This window comes from Pseudomonas sp., from assembly GCF_030147005.1.
GTDB lineage: Bacteria > Pseudomonadota > Gammaproteobacteria > Pseudomonadales > Pseudomonadaceae > Aquipseudomonas.
In genome coordinates, this window is sequence record NZ_JASLAW010000122.1 from 36,713 (window position 1) to 54,211 (window position 17,499).

14 protein-coding genes are annotated in these 17,499 nt (G+C 61.4%); 10 read left to right on the forward strand and 4 right to left on the reverse strand.

Translation table 11 applies throughout. From position 1 onward, the window contains the following. Positions 1 to 19 precede the first annotated feature (19 nt). Positions 20 to 1,225 (forward strand): cysteine desulfurase, encoded by a 1,206-nt coding sequence (locus Q1V60_RS10940; protein WP_300630170.1) that lies wholly within the window; start codon positions 20 to 22, stop codon positions 1,223 to 1,225. Then, complete coding sequence (locus tag Q1V60_RS10945; RefSeq protein WP_300630172.1) at positions 1,222 to 1,635, forward strand: SufE family protein; 414 nt, start codon at positions 1,222 to 1,224, stop codon at positions 1,633 to 1,635. The genes Q1V60_RS10940 and Q1V60_RS10945 overlap by 4 nt, the downstream gene beginning before the upstream one ends. Positions 1,636 to 1,691: 56 nt before the next feature. On the opposite strand, the gene tcdA is transcribed toward Q1V60_RS10945, so the two are convergent. After that, on the reverse strand, positions 1,692 to 2,501 hold the full coding sequence (gene tcdA / locus Q1V60_RS10950; protein ID WP_300630173.1) for a tRNA cyclic N6-threonylcarbamoyladenosine(37) synthase TcdA: 810 nt from the start codon (positions 2,499 to 2,501) through the stop codon (positions 1,692 to 1,694). A gap of 218 nt (positions 2,502 to 2,719) precedes the next feature. On the opposite strand from tcdA, the gene Q1V60_RS10955 reads away from it, so the two are divergent. The 4 genes from Q1V60_RS10955 to Q1V60_RS10970 all read left to right on the forward strand — a co-directional run bounded on the left by Q1V60_RS10955 (position 2,720) and on the right by Q1V60_RS10970 (position 7,963). After that, a complete protein-coding gene (locus Q1V60_RS10955) occupies positions 2,720 to 5,311 on the forward strand; it encodes a glycosyltransferase (RefSeq protein ID WP_300630174.1) in 2,592 nt (863 codons plus the stop codon). Positions 5,312 to 5,569: 258 nt separating this feature from the next. Further along, complete coding sequence (gene dapE, locus Q1V60_RS10960; protein ID WP_300630176.1) at positions 5,570 to 6,721, forward strand: succinyl-diaminopimelate desuccinylase; 1,152 nt, start codon at positions 5,570 to 5,572, stop codon at positions 6,719 to 6,721. Beyond that, positions 6,721 to 7,530, forward strand: a complete 810-nt coding sequence (locus Q1V60_RS10965) for a putative RNA methyltransferase (protein WP_300630177.1) — start codon at positions 6,721 to 6,723, stop codon at positions 7,528 to 7,530. Before dapE ends, Q1V60_RS10965 begins: the two co-directional genes overlap by 1 nt. 55 nt (positions 7,531 to 7,585) lie before the next feature. After that, complete coding sequence (locus Q1V60_RS10970) at positions 7,586 to 7,963, forward strand: hypothetical protein (protein WP_300630179.1); 378 nt, start codon at positions 7,586 to 7,588, stop codon at positions 7,961 to 7,963. A 102-nt stretch (positions 7,964 to 8,065) separates the two neighbouring features. Here the strand turns inward: Q1V60_RS10970 and Q1V60_RS10975 are convergent, their stop codons facing one another. Continuing rightward, complete coding sequence (locus Q1V60_RS10975) at positions 8,066 to 8,275, reverse strand: cold-shock protein (protein WP_300630181.1); 210 nt, start codon at positions 8,273 to 8,275, stop codon at positions 8,066 to 8,068. Between the two features lie 180 nt (positions 8,276 to 8,455). On the opposite strand from Q1V60_RS10975, the gene plsB reads away from it, so the two are divergent. Genes plsB through Q1V60_RS10990 form a run of 3 tightly spaced genes read left to right on the forward strand, consistent with a single transcriptional unit; the run spans position 8,456 to position 12,125 of the window. Further along, a complete protein-coding gene (gene plsB, locus Q1V60_RS10980) occupies positions 8,456 to 10,960 on the forward strand; it encodes a glycerol-3-phosphate 1-O-acyltransferase PlsB (protein WP_300630183.1) in 2,505 nt (834 codons plus the stop codon). 51 nt (positions 10,961 to 11,011) lie between these two features. Beyond that, a complete protein-coding gene (locus Q1V60_RS10985; protein WP_300630185.1) occupies positions 11,012 to 11,413 on the forward strand; it encodes a YbaY family lipoprotein in 402 nt (133 codons plus the stop codon). 22 nt (positions 11,414 to 11,435) lie between these two features. Beyond that, on the forward strand, positions 11,436 to 12,125 hold the full coding sequence (locus tag Q1V60_RS10990; RefSeq protein WP_300630187.1) for a DUF4197 domain-containing protein: 690 nt from the start codon (positions 11,436 to 11,438) through the stop codon (positions 12,123 to 12,125). Between the two features lie 213 nt (positions 12,126 to 12,338). On the opposite strand, the gene Q1V60_RS10995 is transcribed toward Q1V60_RS10990, so the two are convergent. Further along, positions 12,339 to 15,398: an efflux RND transporter permease subunit gene (locus tag Q1V60_RS10995; RefSeq protein ID WP_300630188.1), complete on the reverse strand. Its 3,060-nt coding sequence runs from the start codon at positions 15,396 to 15,398 to the stop codon at positions 12,339 to 12,341. A gap of 6 nt (positions 15,399 to 15,404) precedes the next feature. Next, complete coding sequence (locus tag Q1V60_RS11000) at positions 15,405 to 16,505, reverse strand: efflux RND transporter periplasmic adaptor subunit (protein WP_300630190.1); 1,101 nt, start codon at positions 16,503 to 16,505, stop codon at positions 15,405 to 15,407. 93 nt (positions 16,506 to 16,598) lie between these two features. On the opposite strand from Q1V60_RS11000, the gene Q1V60_RS11005 reads away from it, so the two are divergent. Continuing rightward, a complete protein-coding gene (locus Q1V60_RS11005; protein WP_300630191.1) occupies positions 16,599 to 17,234 on the forward strand; it encodes a TetR/AcrR family transcriptional regulator in 636 nt (211 codons plus the stop codon). Positions 17,235 to 17,499: the final 265 nt, after the last annotated feature.

The window sequence follows — 17,499 nt, forward strand, 5'->3', positions numbered from 1 at the left end:
TATACGAGTCTTGAACATCATGCGTTTGCCCTCCCCCTGGCGTGCTGACTTTCCAGCCATCGCCACCCTGCAACGGCAAGACCAGACCTACCTGGACAACGCCGCCACTACGCAAAAACCCCAAGCCTTGCTGGATGCAATCAGCCATTACTACGCCAACGGCGCAGCCAATGTGCACCGTGCCCAGCATTTGCCGGGTGCCCATGCGACCCAGGCGTTTGAAGACAGTCGCAGCAAGGTTGCGCAGTGGTTGAATGCGGGCGACAGCGGGCAGGTGATGTTTACCCACGGCGCAACCTCTGCGCTGAACCTCCTGGCCTACGGCCTGGAGCACTTATTCGATGCGGGCGATGAGATTGTCATCAGCGCCCTGGAACACCACGCCAATCTGTTGCCCTGGCAGCAGTTGGCCAAGCGCCGCGCACTGACGCTGGTGGTATTGCCGCTGGGCGATGACGGCGTGATCGACCTTGCAGCCGCCGCCGACTTGATCGGCCCGCGCACGCGCCTGCTCGCCGTAAGCCAGTTGTCCAACGTGCTCGGCGCCTGGCAGCCGTTGGAAGCCTTACTGGCGATGGCTAAAGCAAACGACGCCTTGACCGTGGTGGATGGCGCCCAAGGCATCGTCCATGGTCGTCACGATGTGCAGGCCCTGGGCTGCGACTTCTATGTTTTTTCCAGCCATAAGCTTTACGGCCCGGATGGCGTCGGCGTGTTGTTCGGCCGCGAAGAAGCCTTGCATCACCTGCGCCACTGGCAGTTCGGCGGTGAGATGGTGCAGCAGGCGGACTATCACAGCGCCAGCTTCCGCCCCGCGCCCCTGGGCTTCGAAGCCGGCACGCCGCCGATTGCCGGCGTCATAGGTCTGGGGGCGACCCTGGACTACCTGAGTTCGCTGGATCAGCGCGCCGTCATCAACCATGAGGCGGCGCTGCACGACTACCTGTTGCGCGGGCTGAAAGCACGCAATGGCGTACATGTACTCGGAGCGCCGCACGTGGCGTTGGTCAGCTTTGTGGTGGACGGAGTGCACAATGCCGACCTCGCCCATCTCCTGACCGAGCAAGGCATTGCCGTACGCGCCGGTCATCATTGCGCCATGCCGTTGCTCAAGGCGATGCAGTTGTCCGGGGCGATTCGCGTGTCCCTGGCGCTGTATAACGACTCCGATGACCTGGAACGCTTCTTTGAAGCGCTGGACCAGGCGCTGGATATGTTGCGATGAGCTTGCCCGTGGATGCAGCGGCGGCGCTGGAAGCGTTCCAGGCTGTCGGCAGCTGGGAGCAACGGGCCCGGCTGCTGATGCAATGGGGCGAGCGGCTGCCCGCGTTGGCGGATGACGAAAAGGTCGACGCCAACCTGGTGCAAGGCTGCGAAAGCCTGGTATGGCTGGTGGGGCGCTTGCAGGACGGCCATTGGCAGTTTGCCGCCAGCAGCGATGCGCGGATGATTCGTGGGTTGGTGGCGTTGCTGCTGGCGCGGGTCAATGGGTTGTCGGCGGCTGGGTTGCAGGCGGTTGATCTGCCTGGTTGGTTCAATCAACTGGGGCTTTCCCGCCAACTGTCACCGTCGCGCAGCAATGGCCTGAATGCAGTCCTGCAACGCATGCGCGAATTGAGCCATTCACAACGCTAAAGGTGGGGGCTGGCTTGCCTGCTCCCACGTTTCAGATCCGTGTCAGACCGTGATACTCAAGCGGGCTTGACCCGCTCCGAAGGCCGGCGTACCCCTGCCACAATCTTGTCCACCGCCTTGGTTGCCGCAACCATGCCGAACGTCGCCGTCACCATCATCACCGCGCCAAACCCACCGGCACAATCGAGCTTCACGCCATCGCCGACAAAACTCTTCTGCAAACAAATGCTGCCGTCCGGCTTGGGATAGCGCAGCTGCTCGGTGGAAAACACGCACGGCACGCTGTAATGGCGGGTCACCGTGCGGGAGAAGCCATAGTCGCGGCGAAGGGTGGAGCGCACTTTGGAGGCCAGGGGGTCATTGAACGTGCGGTTCAGGTCACACACCTGGATCAGCGTCGGGTCGATCTGCCCGCCGGCGCCACCGGTGGTAATGATCTGGATCTTGCGGCGTTTGCACCAGGCAATCAGCGCCGCCTTGGCGTTGACCGCGTCAATACAGTCGATCACGCAATCAATGTTCGGGGTGATGTACTCGGCCATGGTGTCGCGGGTAACGAAGTCCGCCACCGCATGCACCGTGCATGCCGGGTTGATGCCACGCAAGCGCTCGGCCATCACTTCGACCTTGGGTTTGCCCACGGTGCTGTCCAGCGCATGCAACTGGCGGTTGCTGTTGCTCACGCAGACATCATCCAGGTCAAACAACGAAATTTCGCCGACCCCGCAACGGGCCACGGCTTCCGCCGCCCACGAGCCCACGCCGCCGACACCGACGATCGCCACGTGGGCCGCTTTCAAGCGTTCCAGGCCTTCAATGCCATACAAGCGGGCGACGCCTGCAAACCGCGGATCTTCTGTGCTCATGACCATTACCCTAAAAACCGGCGCGCATTATAGGGCTACGCAGCGACAAGTTCGAAACTTCAAGCTAGAAGTAAATAACTTAGATGATCTTTCGCTGACTAACGTCCGGCTTTTCTTTGTCTGCTGTACGCTCGGGGAAAGGCCGGTGTAGGATGCGCGCCGGTTGGCGTAGGCCGACAGCTCTTTTCGTTCCACACCCTTTGGAACCTGACATAACCATGGCATCGCGTAAATTTGGACTCAACCTGGTGATCGTGCTGGCAATCGCCGCGCTGTTCACGGGTTTCTGGGCGCTGATCAATCGCCCGGTCACCGCTCCCAACTGGCCTGAGCAGATCTCCGGTTTTTCCTACTCGCCGTTCCAGCAGGGCCAGTATCCGCAGAAAAACCAATACCCCACCGACGACCAGATGCGTCGCGACCTCGAGATCATGAGCAAGCTGACGGACAACATCCGTACCTACTCGGTCGACGGCACCCTGGGGGATATCCCCAAGCTGGCGGAAGAGTTCGGCCTGCGCGTGACACTGGGGATCTGGATCAGCCCGGACCTTGAGCGCAACGAGCGGGAAATCCAGCGCGCCATCGAAATTGCCAACAGCTCGCGCAGCGTCGTGCGAGTGGTGGTCGGTAACGAGGCACTGTTCCGCGAGGAAATCACCCCCGAAGCGCTGATCGTGCTGCTGGACCGGGTGCGTGCCGCCGTGAAAGTGCCGGTGACCACCTCCGAGCAATGGCACATCTGGGAAAAGAACCCGCAACTGGCCAGGCACGTCGACCTGATCGCCGCGCACATTCTGCCGTTCTGGGAGTTCATCCCCATGGACAAGGCCGGCCAATACGTTCTCGACCGCGCCAGGGATTTGAAAAAACTGTTCCCGAAAAAGCCGCTGCTGCTGTCGGAAATTGGCTGGCCAAGTAACGGCCGGATGCGCGGCGGCAATGAAACCTCGCCGGCAGACCAAGCCATTTACCTGCGAACACTGGTGAACAAGCTCAACCGCCAGGGTTTCAACTACTTCGTGATCGAAGCCTTCGATCAGCCGTGGAAAGTCAGCGACGAAGGTTCGGCGGGCGCTTACTGGGGCGTGTTCAACGCCGCGCGCCAGCAGAAATTCAACTTTGAAGGGCCGGTTGTCGCGATCCCGCAATGGCGCGTGCTGGCCATCGGTTCGGTCGTGCTCGCCCTGCTGTCCCTGACCTTGCTGATGATCGACGGCTCGTCTCTGCGCCAGCGTGGCCGCACCTTCCTCACGTTTATCGCGTTTCTGTGCGGTTCGGTACTGGTGTGGATCGGCTACGACTACAGCCAGCAATACAGCACCTGGTTCAGCGTCACCGTGGGCATCCTCTTGGCCCTCGGCGCCCTGGGCGTGTTTATCGTGCTGCTGACCGAAGCCCACGAACTGGCGGAAGCGGTGTGGACTCACAAACGTCGGCGTGAATTCTTGCCGGTCGAAGGGGAATCGGACTACCGCCCCAAAGTGTCAATTCATGTGCCGTGCTACAACGAGCCGCCGGAGATGGTCAAACAGACCCTCGACGCCCTCGCTGCTCTCGATTACCCGGACTACGAAGTCCTGATCATCGACAACAACACCAAGGACCCGGCGGTATGGGAACCGGTGCGCGATTACTGCGAAACCCTCGGCCCGCGCTTCAAGTTTTTCCACGTCGCACCCCTGGCCGGTTTCAAGGGCGGCGCGCTGAACTACCTGCTTCCGCACACCGCCAAAGACGCCGAAGTGATCGCGGTGATCGACTCGGACTACTGCGTGTTGCCCAATTGGCTCAAGCACATGGTGCCGCACTTCGCCGACCCGAAAATCGCCGTGGTGCAGTCGCCGCAGGACTACCGCGACCAGAACGAAAGCACCTTCAAGAAGCTCTGCTACGCCGAATACAAAGGCTTCTTCCATATCGGCATGGTGACCCGCAACGACCGCGACGCGATCATTCAGCACGGCACCATGACCATGACCCGTCGCTCGGTGCTCGAAGAGCTGGGTTGGGCCGACTGGTGCATCTGTGAAGACGCCGAGTTGGGCCTGCGGGTTTTCGAGAAAGGCCTGTCGGCGGCGTATTACCCCGACAGCTACGGTAAAGGCCTGATGCCCGATACCTTTATCGACTTCAAGAAACAGCGTTTCCGCTGGGCCTACGGTGCGATTCAGATCATCAAGCGCCACACCGCCAGCCTGCTGCGCGGCAAGGACACCGAGCTGACCCGTGGCCAGCGCTACCACTTCCTCGCGGGCTGGCTGCCATGGGTGGCCGATGGCATGAACATCTTCTTTACCGTCGGCGCACTGCTGTGGTCGGCGGCGATGATCATCGTGCCGACCCGCGTCGATCCGCCGTTGCTGATCTTCGCGATCCCGCCGTTGGCGTTGTTCGTGTTCAAGGTGGGCAAGATCGTCTTCCTGTACCGCCGTGCGGTCGGGGTGAACCTCAAGGATGCCTTCTGCGCGGCACTGGCGGGCCTGGCGTTGTCGCACACCATCGCCAAAGCGGTGCTGTACGGCTTTTTCACCACCAGCATTCCGTTCTTTCGCACACCGAAAAATGCCGATAACCATGGCTTCTGGGTCGCGATTTCCGAAGCCCGCGAAGAAATGTTCATCATGGTGTTGTTGTGGGGCGCGGCATTGGGGATCTATCTGGTACAAGGCCTGCCGAGCAATGACATGCGCTTCTGGGTGGTGATGTTGCTGGTGCAATCGCTGCCTTATGTGGCCGCGTTGATCATGGCCTTCCTCTCGTCGCTGCCGAAACCTTCAGCGGCGCCGGAGCCCGCACCCGCGGTGTAAAAACGTGCGCAATGCACTAAACGGCGGCCCTTGGCCGCCGTTTTGCTATAAGATTACGGCCGTTTGTGAGATCGGTCAGGCGCGGTTTACCCCTTGTGGGAGCGGGCTTGCTCGCGAATGCGGTGGGTCAGTCAGTGCAGAGGCTGAGTGAACCAGCGCATTGGCGAGCAACCCCCCTCCCATATCGGGTCTGCGCCGACTCAGGTTCTGTATTGCACATTCGTCCTGCGCCTACCACACGCTTTCCGGAGTTTTCCCATGACGGCCCATGCCGACCTTTCGCCGACCCTTCAACTCGCCATCGACCTGATCCGTCGCCCGTCGGTTACGCCGATCGATGCCGATTGCCAGAAGCTGATGATGCAGCGCCTGGGCGATGCCGGTTTTGCGCTCGAGCCCATGCGCATCGAAGACGTGGATAACTTCTGGGCCACCCATGGCAAACATGAAGGCCCGGTGCTGTGCTTTGCCGGTCACACCGACGTCGTGCCGACCGGCCCGTTGCAGGCCTGGCAGAACGATCCGTTCGACGCGCTGATCGACGAACACGGCATGCTTTGCGGCCGTGGCGCGGCGGACATGAAAGGCAGCCTGGCGGCGATGTTGGTGGCGGCGGAGCGGTTTGTCAGCGACTACCCGGACCATAAAGGCTCGGTTGCCTTCTTGATCACCAGCGATGAAGAAGGCCCGGCGCACCATGGCACCAAGGCCGTGATCGAGCGCCTGGCCGCGCGCAAGGAGCGCCTGGACTGGTGCATTGTCGGCGAACCGTCGAGCACCGCTCTGGTGGGCGATGTGGTCAAGAACGGTCGCCGTGGCTCGCTCGGCGCCACCCTTACCGTACGCGGCGTGCAAGGCCACGTGGCCTACCCGCACCTGGCGAAGAACCCGATCCACCTGGCCGCACCGGCCCTGGCCGAACTGGCCGCCGAGCATTGGGACGATGGCAATACCTTCTTCCCGCCGACCAGTTTCCAGATCTCCAACCTTAATTCCGGCACCGGCGCCACTAACGTAATTCCCGGCGACCTGACGGCGGTGTTCAACTTCCGTTTCTCCACCGAATCCACCGTGGAAGGTTTACAGCAGCGGGTCGCCGCGATCCTGGATAAACACGGCCTGGACTGGCATGTGGACTGGGCGCTGTCAGGCCTGCCGTTTCTCACCGAACCGGGCGCATTGCTCGACGCGGTATCGGCCAGCATCAAGGCGATCACCGGTCGTGAAACCAAGGCGTCCACCAGTGGCGGCACCTCGGACGGCCGTTTCATTGCGACCCTGGGCACCCAAGTGGTGGAACTGGGCCCGGTGAATGCGACGATCCATCAGGTCAACGAGCGCATCCTCGCCAGCGACCTCGATGTGTTGACCGAAATCTACTACCAGACCCTGATCAAGTTGCTCGCCTGATGCTGGCCTGCCCCCTTTGCAGTGCCCCGCTCAACGCGGTGGACAACGGTGTGGCGTGCCCCGCCGGGCACCGTTTCGACCGCGCGCGTCAGGGTTACCTGAACCTGCTGCCGGTGCAGCACAAGAACAGCCGCGACCCGGGCGATAACCTGGCGATGGTCGAGGCGCGCCGCGACTTCCTCAATGCCGGGCACTACGCCCCCGTGGCCAGGCGACTGGCCGAGCTGGCCGCTGAACGCGCGCCGCAACGCTGGGTGGACATCGGTTGTGGCGAGGGTTACTACACCGCGCAAATTGCCGACGCCTTGCCCGACGCCGACGGCTACGCCCTGGATATTTCCAAGGAAGCCGTCAAGCGGGCGTGCAAGCGCAACCCGGCACTGACCTGGTTGATCGCCAGCATGGCTCGCGTACCGTTGGCCGACGCCAGTTGCCAGTTTCTCGCCAGCGTGTTCAGCCCGCTGGACTGGCAGGAAGCCAAGCGCCTGCTCAGCCCGGGCGGCGGCTTGATGAAGGTCGGCCCCACCAGCGGCCACCTGATGGAACTGCGCGAACGCTTGTACGATGAAGTGCGCGAGTACACCGACGACAAACACTTGGCGCTGGTGCCGGATGGCATGAGCCTCGCCCACAGCGAAACCCTTGAGTTCACACTGAGCCTGGCCGAACCCAAGGACCGCGCCAATTTGCTGGCCATGACCCCGCACGGCTGGCGCGCCAGTGCCGAACGCCGCAACGAGGTGATCGAAGCCGCCGAGCCGCTGCAGGTCAGCGTGTCGATGCGCTACGATTATTTCGTGCTTCAATAACCGACTTTTTCAGTACCCGCGAATGGATTTTCGAATCCCGCAACGAGGAACATCCATGCGCCAACCCGATATCGAGATTTACCTGAAGGACGCCGACGTCGACCACAAGGCCATCGCCGCCTGGCTGGGCGCCGCCCTGGGTCCATGCACCGACTGGGTGCAGCGGGGCCAGACCTACAAATGCAAGGCCGGCAACGTGCCGGTGACCTGGCTGCCGAAAGCCGTCGGCAAGTGGAACAGCCTGTACCTGGAAAGCGACCAGACCCCGTGGGACGACGACATCGCCTGCGCCCGCGCCGCGTTTGCCGCCTTGAATGTTGAAGTGCGCTGCGCACCGGGGACTTGGGTTGAGGAAGAGGGCGAAGAAAGCGCCGATCGCTGGATGCGCATCAGCGTGGATGGTGAAGAAGAAATCACCTGGAAAACCGCCTGACTTCGGATCGCAAACCCAGTCAATGTGGGCGCCGGCTTGCCTGCGATGCAAGCAAGCCGGCGCCCACAGTTGAATGGTTTAACAAGTCCGGACGGCTCGCGCTTAAAGGCCGATCACATCCTCGGCCTGCAAGCCTTTCTCGCCCGTCACCAGGGCGTACTCCACCTGCTGGCCCTCGGCCAACGAGCGGTGGCCGTCACCGCGAATGGCGCGGTAGTGCACGAACACATCCTTGCCATCTTCACGCTGGATAAAGCCATAGCCTTTGGCATCGTTGAACCACTTCACATTGCCGGTTTCGCGCGTTGTCATCTGTTCACTCCCACTGGTTTTTATTATTGAGTCGCTGGCATTGAACGGCCGAGTATAAGACACGCTCAAAAACCATCAACTCAACTTTACATCGCTGCTTTTTTGCCGATTTTCGGCGAATACGGCACACTACCTGCCCGAGCATCTGCTCGGTTTATTCCCACTTGAAGCAGCTCGCCTATGACCCGCTCCCCGTTCCGCCGTCTGGTGTTTGGCACCTTGCGTCGACTGCTGTACCTCTGGGTTCGCTCGGAGACGATCAACCAGTCGTCCCTAACCCTTAACCTGGACCGCAGCCGGCCGGTGTTCTACGTCCTGCAATCGCCCTCCCTGACCGAGTTGGCTGTGGTCGATACCGAGTGCACCAAGGCCGGCCTGCCGCGCCCGGTGCTGCCGGTATCGGTAGGCCCGCTGATGGAACCCGCGGCGTTCTTTTACCTTACCCCAGACCCGGACTGGCTCGGCCGCCAGGACAAGCGCGGCGCACCGCCAACCCTGACGCGCCTGGTCAACACCCTGACCGAACATGCCGAAGAGAATGCACAAATCATTCCGGTCAGCGTGTTCTGGGGCCAATCGCCCGAAAGTGAGTCCAGCCCCTGGAAACTGTTGTTCGCCGACAGCTGGGCGGTCACCGGGCGCTTGCGCCGGTTGTTGAGCATTCTGATCCTGGGGCGCAAGACCCGCGTGCAATTCTCCGCGCCCATCAACCTGCGTGAATTGATCGAGCACAATAAAGGGCACGAACGCACCGTGCGAATGGCCCAGCGCATCCTGCGTGTGCACTTTCGTAACCTGAAGACCGCCGTGATCGGCCCCGACCTGTCCCACCGCCGCAACCTGGTCAAGGGCCTGGTGAATATGCCGCTGGTGCGCCAGGCCATTGCCGATGAAGCCGAGCGCGAGAACATTTCGCCGGAAAAAGCCAAGGCCCTGGCCCTGCGCTATGGCAACGAAATCGCCTCGGACTACACCTACACGGCGATCCGCTTCCTGGAAGTGGTGCTGAGCTGGTTCTGGAACAAAATTTACGACGGCATCAAGGTCAACAACATCGAGGGCGTGCAACAGGTTGCCCAAGGCTACGAAGTGATCTACGTGCCTTGCCACCGCAGCCATATCGATTACCTGCTGCTGTCCTACCTGCTGTTCAAGAACGGCCTGACTCCGCCGCACATTGCCGCCGGCATCAACCTGAACATGCCCGTGATCGGTAGCCTGCTGCGCCGTGGCGGCGCGTTTTTCATGCGCCGCACCTTCAAGGGCAACCCGCTGTACACCTCGGTATTCAACGAATACCTGCACACCCTGTTTACCAAGGGCTTCCCGGTGGAGTACTTCGTCGAAGGCGGGCGCTCGCGCACAGGTCGCATGCTGCAGCCGAAAACCGGGATGCTGGCGATCACCCTGCGCAGTTTCCTGCGCTCTTCGCGCATGCCCATCGTGTTTGTGCCGGTGTACATCGGTTACGAACGTGTGCTGGAAGGCCGTACCTATCTCGGCGAACTGCGCGGTGCGAGCAAGAAGAAAGAGTCGATCTTCGATATTTTCAAAGTGGCCGGCGCGCTCAAGCAGCGCTTCGGCCAGGTCGCGGTCAACTTCGGCGAGCCGATCAAGCTGGCGGAGTTTCTCGACAGCGAGCAACCGGATTGGCGCGAACAGGAACTGGCGCCGAACTACAAACCGGCGTGGCTGAATGAAACCACCAACCGCCTTGGCGAGCAGGTGGCCCGCCACCTCAACGAAGCCGCGGCGGTGAACCCGGTGAACCTGGTGGCATTGGCGCTGCTGTCGACCACTCGCCTGGCGCTGGATGAACAAGCCATGGCCCGCCAGCTGGACCTGTACCTGGCGTTGCTGCGCCGCGTGCCCTATTCACCGCATACCACCCTGCCGGAAGGCGACGGTCTCGCACTGATCAAGCACGTCAAAGACATGGACCTGCTGTCGGAACAAAGCGATGCCCTGGGCAAAATTGTCTATCTGGATGAGCAGAATGCCGTCCTGATGACCTATTACCGCAACAACGTGCTGCACATCTTCGCCCTGCCGGCGCTGCTGGCGAGCTTCTTCCAGAGCAGTTCGCGAATGAGCCGCGAGCAGATCCTGCGCTACACCCAGGCGCTCTATCCGTACCTGCAATCGGAGCTGTTTATCCGCTGGTCACTGCAGGAGCTGGACGCGGTGGTCGACCAATGGCTGGAGGCGTTCGTCGAGCAGGGCCTGCTGCGCTTTGAAAACAACGTGTATCTGCGCCCGGCGCCGAGCTCGCGGCATTTTGTGCTGCTGACGCTGCTCTCCAAGAGCATCGCCCAAACCCTGCAACGCTTCTACATGGCGATCTCGCTGCTGCTCAACAGCGGCCAGAACAGCATCAGCGCCGAAGAACTGGAAGACCTGTGCACGATCATGGCCCAGCGCCTGTCGATCCTGCATGGCCTCAATGCCCCGGAATTCTTCGACAAGAGCCTTTTCCGACATTTTATCCAGAGCTTGCTGGAGCAAGATGTGCTGCGCCGCGATGAAGCCGGCAAGCTGAGCTATCGCGACCTGCTCGGCGAGTTGGCCGAAGGCGCGGCCAAACGTGTACTGCCGGCGGACATTCGTCTATCGATTCGCCAGGTGGCGTTGCATCGCGTCGATGGCGCGGCCGAGCAACCGGTGGAACCGGCGCAAACCCGCTAGATTGAATAAGGCGCCGGTCGGTTTCCGGCGCCGTTGAAAAGGAGCTGCACCATGAAAAAGATCATCCTGCTCGGCCTCACCGCCCTGCTCGGAGCCTGCCAATCCATGCCCCCCGTCCTCAAGGCCAGCCTCGACGGCGAGGTGTTCTACCTGCAACGCATCGCCTTGCCACCCACCGCCACCTTGAGCGTCAGCCTGCAAGACGTGTCCTTGATGGACGCCCCAGCCGTGGTCCTCGCCGAACAAAAAGGCCCGGTCAAAGGCCAGGTGCCGCTGCCGTTTCACCTGAGCTATGACCGGGCGCAGATCAAGCCTGGCCACAGCTACTCGGTCAGCGCTCGCATCGAAGTGGACGGCAAGCTAATGTTCACCACCACTGAACGGCACGCGGTACAGCTCAATGGCCAGGATCCGCAGCCGCTGCGCGTGCGCGTCGACGCTGTAGCCCACTGAATTCAACCACAAGGAAGCGCTCATGCTCCGTAACCCTCTTCGCCTCACTGCCCTGTTCGCCGGCCTGCTGCTGGGCGCCAACGCCATGGCTCTGGACCTTGGCAGCCTGTCCCAGGGCGACGCCAGCGGCGGCCTCAAGGACGCCTTGACCCAAGGCGCGCAGATCGCCGTGAAACAACTGGGCACGCCTGGCGGTTTCAGCAACAACCCCGACGTGAAGATCGGCCTGCCGGGCAAGCTGGGCAAGGTCGCAGACAAGCTGAAGCTGTTCGGCATGGGCGACCAGGTCACCCAGCTGGAAACCAGCATGAACAAAGCGGCGGAAACGGCCGTTACCCAGGCTCAGCCGATTCTGGTCAATGCCGTGAAAAACATGAGCGTGACGGATGCCAAAGGCATTCTCAGCGGCGGCCAGGATTCAGCCACCCAGTACCTGAACAAGAGCAGTCGCGACCAGATCCGCGCCAAGTTCCTGCCTATCGTCAAGGCTGCCACCGACAAGGTCGGCGTGGCTCAGCAGTACAACGCGCTCGCCGGCAAGGCGGCGGCGTTTGGCGCAGTGGACGCTAAAAGCGCCAATGTTGAAAGCTACGTGACCGAACAGGCGCTGGACGGCTTGTTCAAGATGATCGCGCAGCAGGAAGAAACGATTCGCAAGAATCCGGCAGCCGCGGCCACCAGCCTTGCCAAAAAAGTGTTTGGCGCCCTGTAACACCTCTGTGCACCCGAGCAGGTGAGGAAGGATCTCCTGCCCGGGAGCGCTTAGCGCACCATCAAAACAACTGACCGGGCAGCCCGCCGAAGATCACCGCGCCCAGCGGCATCACGCTGACGCCGAACTTGATCGCGCCGCCACGGCCACCATTCTCGCAGTCGGGTTTGGGCTTGGCGAAACGTTAATAAACGTTCCTTGCCCTGCCTCATCTCATGGTCGCTTGACCCTGAACCAGGCGGCGTAAAGCGCCGGTAGAAACAGCAGCGTCAACGCCGTCGCCACAATTAACCCGCCCATGATCGCAACCGCCATCGGCCCGAAGAACACACTGCGCGACAGGGGAATCATCGCCAGTACCGCAGCGAGTGCGGTGAGCACGATCGGCCGGAAGCGGCGGACGGTGGCCTCAATGATCGCCTGCCAGGGCGCCAGCCCCGCCTTGATGTCCTGTTCGATCTGGTCGACCAATATCACCGAGTTGCGCATGATCATCCCCGACAGGGCGATGGTGCCGAGCATTGCCACGAACCCAAACGGTTGACGAAACACCAGCAGGAACAGCGTTACGCCGATCAGGCCCAAAGGCGCCGTCAGAAACACCATCGCCGTGCGTGAGAAGCTGCGCAGTTGCAGCATCAGCAACGTCAGCACCACCACGATAAACAGCGGCACGCCGGCCTTCACCGAGTTCTGTCCGCGCGCAGAGTCTTCGACGGTGCCGCCAACCTCCAGCAAATAGCCGTCAGGCAACTCGGCCCGCACGCCTTCGAGGGTCGGCAGGATCTGCTGGGCCAGGGTCGCCGGTTGCTCCTTGCCGTAGATATCGGCGCGCACGATCACCGTAGGCAGGCGGTTACGGTGCCAGATAATGCCTTCCTCAAAGCCATACTCAAGGGTCGCAATCTGCGACAAGGCCACACTTTTACCGTTGTCGGTCGGCACGGCCAGGCTAGGCAGCCGCGACAACTCGGTGCGTTCGTGGACGGTGCCGCGCAGGAGAATTTCGATCAATTCGTTATCCTCGCGGTACTGGCTGACGGTGGTACCCGTCAGTGAGCTTTGCAGGAATTTCGCCAAGTTGGCGGTGCTCACGCCCAGCGCACGGGCACGGTCCTGGTCGATATTCAGAGAGACGATTTTGCTCGGCTCTTCCCAGTCCAGATGCACATTGACCACATAGGGATTCTCGCGAACCTTAGTCGCGACTTTGCGCGCCAGGGCGCGGACTTCTTCGATGTGCTCGCCGGTCACGCGAAATTGCACCGGGTAGCCCACGGGCGGGCCATTCTCCAGACGGGTAACGCGCGAACGCAGGTCGGGAAACTGTTCGTTAAGGGTTTCGATCAGCCAGGTGCGCAGGCTTTCGCGTTCTTCGATGGTGTGCGCCAGCACCACAAATTGCGCGAAGCTGGCAGCCGGCAGTTGCTGGTCGAGTGGCAGGTAGAAACGCGGCGAACCGGTGCCCACATAGGCCACGTAGCTGTCGATGCCGGCGTGTGCCTTAAGCAAGGTTTCGAGGCGTTTGACCTGGTCGGCCGTGTTGCTCAGGGACACGCCTTCGGCCAGTTTCAGGTCGACCATCAGTTCCAGGCGACCGGAGGCCGGGAAGAACTGTTGCGGCACGAAACGAAATAGCCCAACCGAGCCGATAAACAGCAGCAGGGTCAGGACGATCACCGTCTTGCGCCGATGCACGCACCATTGCACCACACGTCTTACGCGCTGATAAAACGGCGTGCCGTAGGGGTCAGGCCCGTTTGTGCCGTGTTTGGCGGCATGCATCTTTGCCAGGTCCGGCAGCAGCTTTTCTCCCAGATACGGCACAAACACCACCGCAGCGACCCATGAGGCCAGCAGTGCAATGGTGACCACCTGGAAGATCGAACGGGTGTACTCACCGGTACTCGATTGCGCAGTGGCAATCGGCAAAAAACCCGCAGCGGTGATCAACGTACCCGTAAGCATGGGGAATGCGGTGCTGGTCCAGGCAAAACTCGCGGCTTTGAGCCGGTCGTAGCCCTGTTCCATTTTGATCGCCATCATTTCCACAGCGATGATCGCGTCATCCACCAGCAAGCCCAGGGCCAGCACCAGCGCTCCCAGGGAGATTTTGTGCAGGCCGATGCCGAGGTAATACATGGTGGCGAAGGTCATCGCCAGCACCAACGGAATCGCCAGGGCCACCACCATGCCGGTGCGTACGCCCAGGGAAAAGAAGCTCACCAGCAACACAATGGCCAGCGCTTCAGCCAGCACCTGGACGAATTCGCCGACACTGGTTTTCACCGCTGCCGGTTGGTCCGAAACCTTGCGCAGCTCCATGCCTGCCGGAAGGTTCTTCTGCAATCGTGCGAATTCATTTTCAAGGGCCTTGCCCAGCACCAGAATGTCACCGCCATCACGCATGGCCACGGCCAGCCCGATGGCGTCGGCGCCCATGTAACGCATACGCGGTGCCGGTGGGTCGTTGAAACCACGCTGAATATCGGCCACATCGCCGATGCGCAAGTTTCTCTCCCCAACCCGAATGGGAAAGTTGCGAATCTCGTCCACGCTCTTGAAGTTGCCCGACACCCGCAGTTGCACCCGTTCGGTCGAGGTTTCAAAGAAGCCGGCGGTCGAGACCGCGTTCTGTTCCTGTAAGGCCTGCTGCACTGCGGCCAATGGCAGACCGAGGGTCGCGAGCTTGAGGTTGGACAGCTCGATCCAGATCTTCTCGTCCTGCAGGCCAAGCAGCTCAACCTTGCCCACGTCCGGCACGCGTTGCAGCTGAATCTGGATACGGTCGGCGTAGTCCTTGAGCACGGCGTAATCGAAACCGTCACCGGTCAAGGCGTAGATATTGCCGAAGGTGGTGCCGAATTCATCGTTGAAAAACGGTCCCTGGATATCCGGCGGCAAGGTCTGGCGGATATCGCTGATCTTCTTGCGCACCTGGTACCACAGCTCGGGAATCTGCGCCGAGTGCATGGAGTCGCGAGCAATGAAGGTGACTTGGGATTCGCCGGGGCGCGAGAACGAGACGATGCGCTCGTACTCGCCGGTTTCCATCAGTTTTTTCTCGATGCGCTCGGTGACCTGGCGCGACACTTCCTGGGCCGTGGCCCCAGGCCAGTTGGTTTTGATCACCATGGCTTTGAAGGTAAATGGAGGGTCTTCGCTTTGCCCCAGTTTGGTGTAGGACAAGGTACCGACCACAGCCAGCAGGATCATCAGGAACAGTACGATCTGGCGATTACGCAACGCCCACTCGGAAAGATTGAAACCCATCGGGGACTACTCCTTGGCCGCCAGATTCACCACACGGTTGGCGCGATCCACCGGCCGCACTTGCTGGCCCTCATGGAGCACATGCACCCCCGCCGCAATAACCCAGTCGGTGGGCGCCAGGCCTTCCAGTACGGGCACGGAGTTCTCGCCAAACGCGCCGATGCGCACGGGCGTGCGCTTGAGGGTGTTGTCCGGGGCCACACGCCAGACGTAAGACGCGCCATTCTGCGCACTAAGGGCAGACAGCGGCACCGACAGTGGAATCACACCGTCGGCCTGTATGAATACGCGGGCGCTCTGGCCGAGTTCGGCCGGCACTTTGCCGCCCGTGAATGCAACCCGAGCAGCGAAGGTGCGCGACTTCGGATCGGCCGCCGGCGACAGCTCGCGTAAGCGCCCGGCAAAGCGTTGATCGGGCTGGCTCCACAACTCAACCGCCACCGGCTGGCCGATCTTGAAGCGGCCGAAGCCTTGCTCGGGCAGGCTGATCAACACTTCACGCTCGCCATCGGTGGCCAGAGTGAACACGGTGTGGCCAGCAGAAACTACCTGACCCACTTCAACCGCGCGCTTGGCGACGACCCCGTCCTGGGGCGCACGCAACACGGCATATCCGGCCTGGTTGCTGGACACGTCGAATTCCGCCTTGATCTGCTTGAGGCGTGCACTACCGGCTCGATATAGGTTTTCGGCATTGTCGTACTGGGAGCGGCTGACCATCTGACGGTCCATCAGGGTCTTGTAGCGGTCACGCTCGGCGCGGACCAGGCTCAGGTTGGCTTCGGCGCCTGCCACTTGGGCGCGGGCGGCTTCCAGTTGCAGGCGCACATCCTGAGGGTCGAGCTCAGCCAGTGGCTGGTTGGCCTTGACCCGTTCGCCCTCATCCACCAGGCGCTTGCTGACTTTGCCGCCGATGCGAAAGGCCAGGTCCGGCTCATAGCGGGCGCGCACTTCACCTGAATAGCTGTCCATCGCCTGCGCCGAGGGCTGGGGTTGCACCACCATGGCCGGGCGGATCGAGGTTTGAGCTGCTTCTTCATGGCCGCACGCGGCTAACAGGAAGGCCAGGCTGACAGGCAATGCAAGGGGCAGGAAAGTGCTGTGCATGCTGTAGGACCTTTCGCAAATGGAGCTAGGAATAATTATACTGGGCGGTATGTTATTAATACCAAACTCGCCAGTCCAGTATTAAAGGTGAAAATGTCCGACAATCCTGTGAACACCGCGAGCCCCGGGCGTCCCAAGGACATGGCAAAACGCCAGGCAATCCTCGAAGCTGCGAAATCCCTGTTCTTGAGCAATGGCTACGCGAGCACCAGTATGGACGCAGTCGCCCTCGCGGCCGGCGTATCGAAACTCACCGTTTACAGCCACTTCACCGACAAGGAGACCCTGTTCACCGCTGCGGTGGTGGCCAAGTGTGAAGAGCAATTGCCGGTCATGTACTTCGAGCTACCCACCGGCATGCCTGTAGAGACGGTGTTGCTGAACATCGCGCGGGGCTTCCATCGGCTGATCAACAGCGAGGAATCGGTGAATCTGCATCGCTTGATGATGACCACCGGCAACCAGGACGTGAAACTCTCACAGATCTTCTTTGAAGCCGGCCCCATGCGCATGCTGCAAGGCATGGAGCGGCTGCTCGGCACTATTGACCAGAGCGGTGCCCTGAGCATCGACAACCCCTTCAAAGCAGCCGAGCACTTCTTTTGCCTGCTCAAAGGCACGGCGAATTTCCGCTTGCTGTATGGCTGTGGCGGGCAACTGAGTGAGGCGGACGCCGAGGCGCATGTGCAGGAGGTGGTGAAGTTGTTTATGCGGGCCTATCGCCCCTGAAGCCTTGCGCCGCCTGGACTTGCGCCAACGCAGCATCGGTATCTACCGACGCTGGGAGCGACACTGAGCCTGTGGCGAGGGAGCTTGCTCACGTGGTGGCTTGGCAGCCTACAACTATCTGCCTGACGCCCCGCGATCCAATCCGGGAGCCGGGCTTGCCCTAATGCCAGTCAGTTAAGACAGAACCGGTCCCTGTGGCGAGGGAGCTTGCTCCCGCTGGACTGCGTAGCAGTCCCATTTTTGGGGCCGCTTCGCGCCCCAACGG

Coding starts and splice junctions, on each gene's coding strand:
- plsB (WP_300630183.1), top strand. CDS start 8,456: ATGACCCGCTCCCCGTTCCGCCGTCTGGTGTTTGGCACCTTGCGTCGA.
- Q1V60_RS10970 (WP_300630179.1), top strand. CDS start 7,586: ATGCGCCAACCCGATATCGAGATTTACCTGAAGGACGCCGACGTCGAC.
- Q1V60_RS10940 (WP_300630170.1), top strand. CDS start 20: ATGCGTTTGCCCTCCCCCTGGCGTGCTGACTTTCCAGCCATCGCCACC.
- tcdA (WP_300630173.1), bottom strand. CDS start 2,501: ATGAGCACAGAAGATCCGCGGTTTGCAGGCGTCGCCCGCTTGTATGGC.
- Q1V60_RS10985 (WP_300630185.1), top strand. CDS start 11,012: ATGAAAAAGATCATCCTGCTCGGCCTCACCGCCCTGCTCGGAGCCTGC.
- Q1V60_RS10955 (WP_300630174.1), top strand. CDS start 2,720: ATGGCATCGCGTAAATTTGGACTCAACCTGGTGATCGTGCTGGCAATC.
- Q1V60_RS11000 (WP_300630190.1), bottom strand. CDS start 16,505: ATGCACAGCACTTTCCTGCCCCTTGCATTGCCTGTCAGCCTGGCCTTC.
- Q1V60_RS10990 (WP_300630187.1), top strand. CDS start 11,436: ATGCTCCGTAACCCTCTTCGCCTCACTGCCCTGTTCGCCGGCCTGCTG.
- Q1V60_RS10945 (WP_300630172.1), top strand. CDS start 1,222: ATGAGCTTGCCCGTGGATGCAGCGGCGGCGCTGGAAGCGTTCCAGGCT.
- Q1V60_RS10995 (WP_300630188.1), bottom strand. CDS start 15,398: ATGGGTTTCAATCTTTCCGAGTGGGCGTTGCGTAATCGCCAGATCGTA.
- Q1V60_RS10975 (WP_300630181.1), bottom strand. CDS start 8,275: ATGACAACGCGCGAAACCGGCAATGTGAAGTGGTTCAACGATGCCAAA.
- Q1V60_RS11005 (WP_300630191.1), top strand. CDS start 16,599: ATGTCCGACAATCCTGTGAACACCGCGAGCCCCGGGCGTCCCAAGGAC.
- Q1V60_RS10965 (WP_300630177.1), top strand. CDS start 6,721: ATGCTGGCCTGCCCCCTTTGCAGTGCCCCGCTCAACGCGGTGGACAAC.
- dapE (WP_300630176.1), top strand. CDS start 5,570: ATGACGGCCCATGCCGACCTTTCGCCGACCCTTCAACTCGCCATCGAC.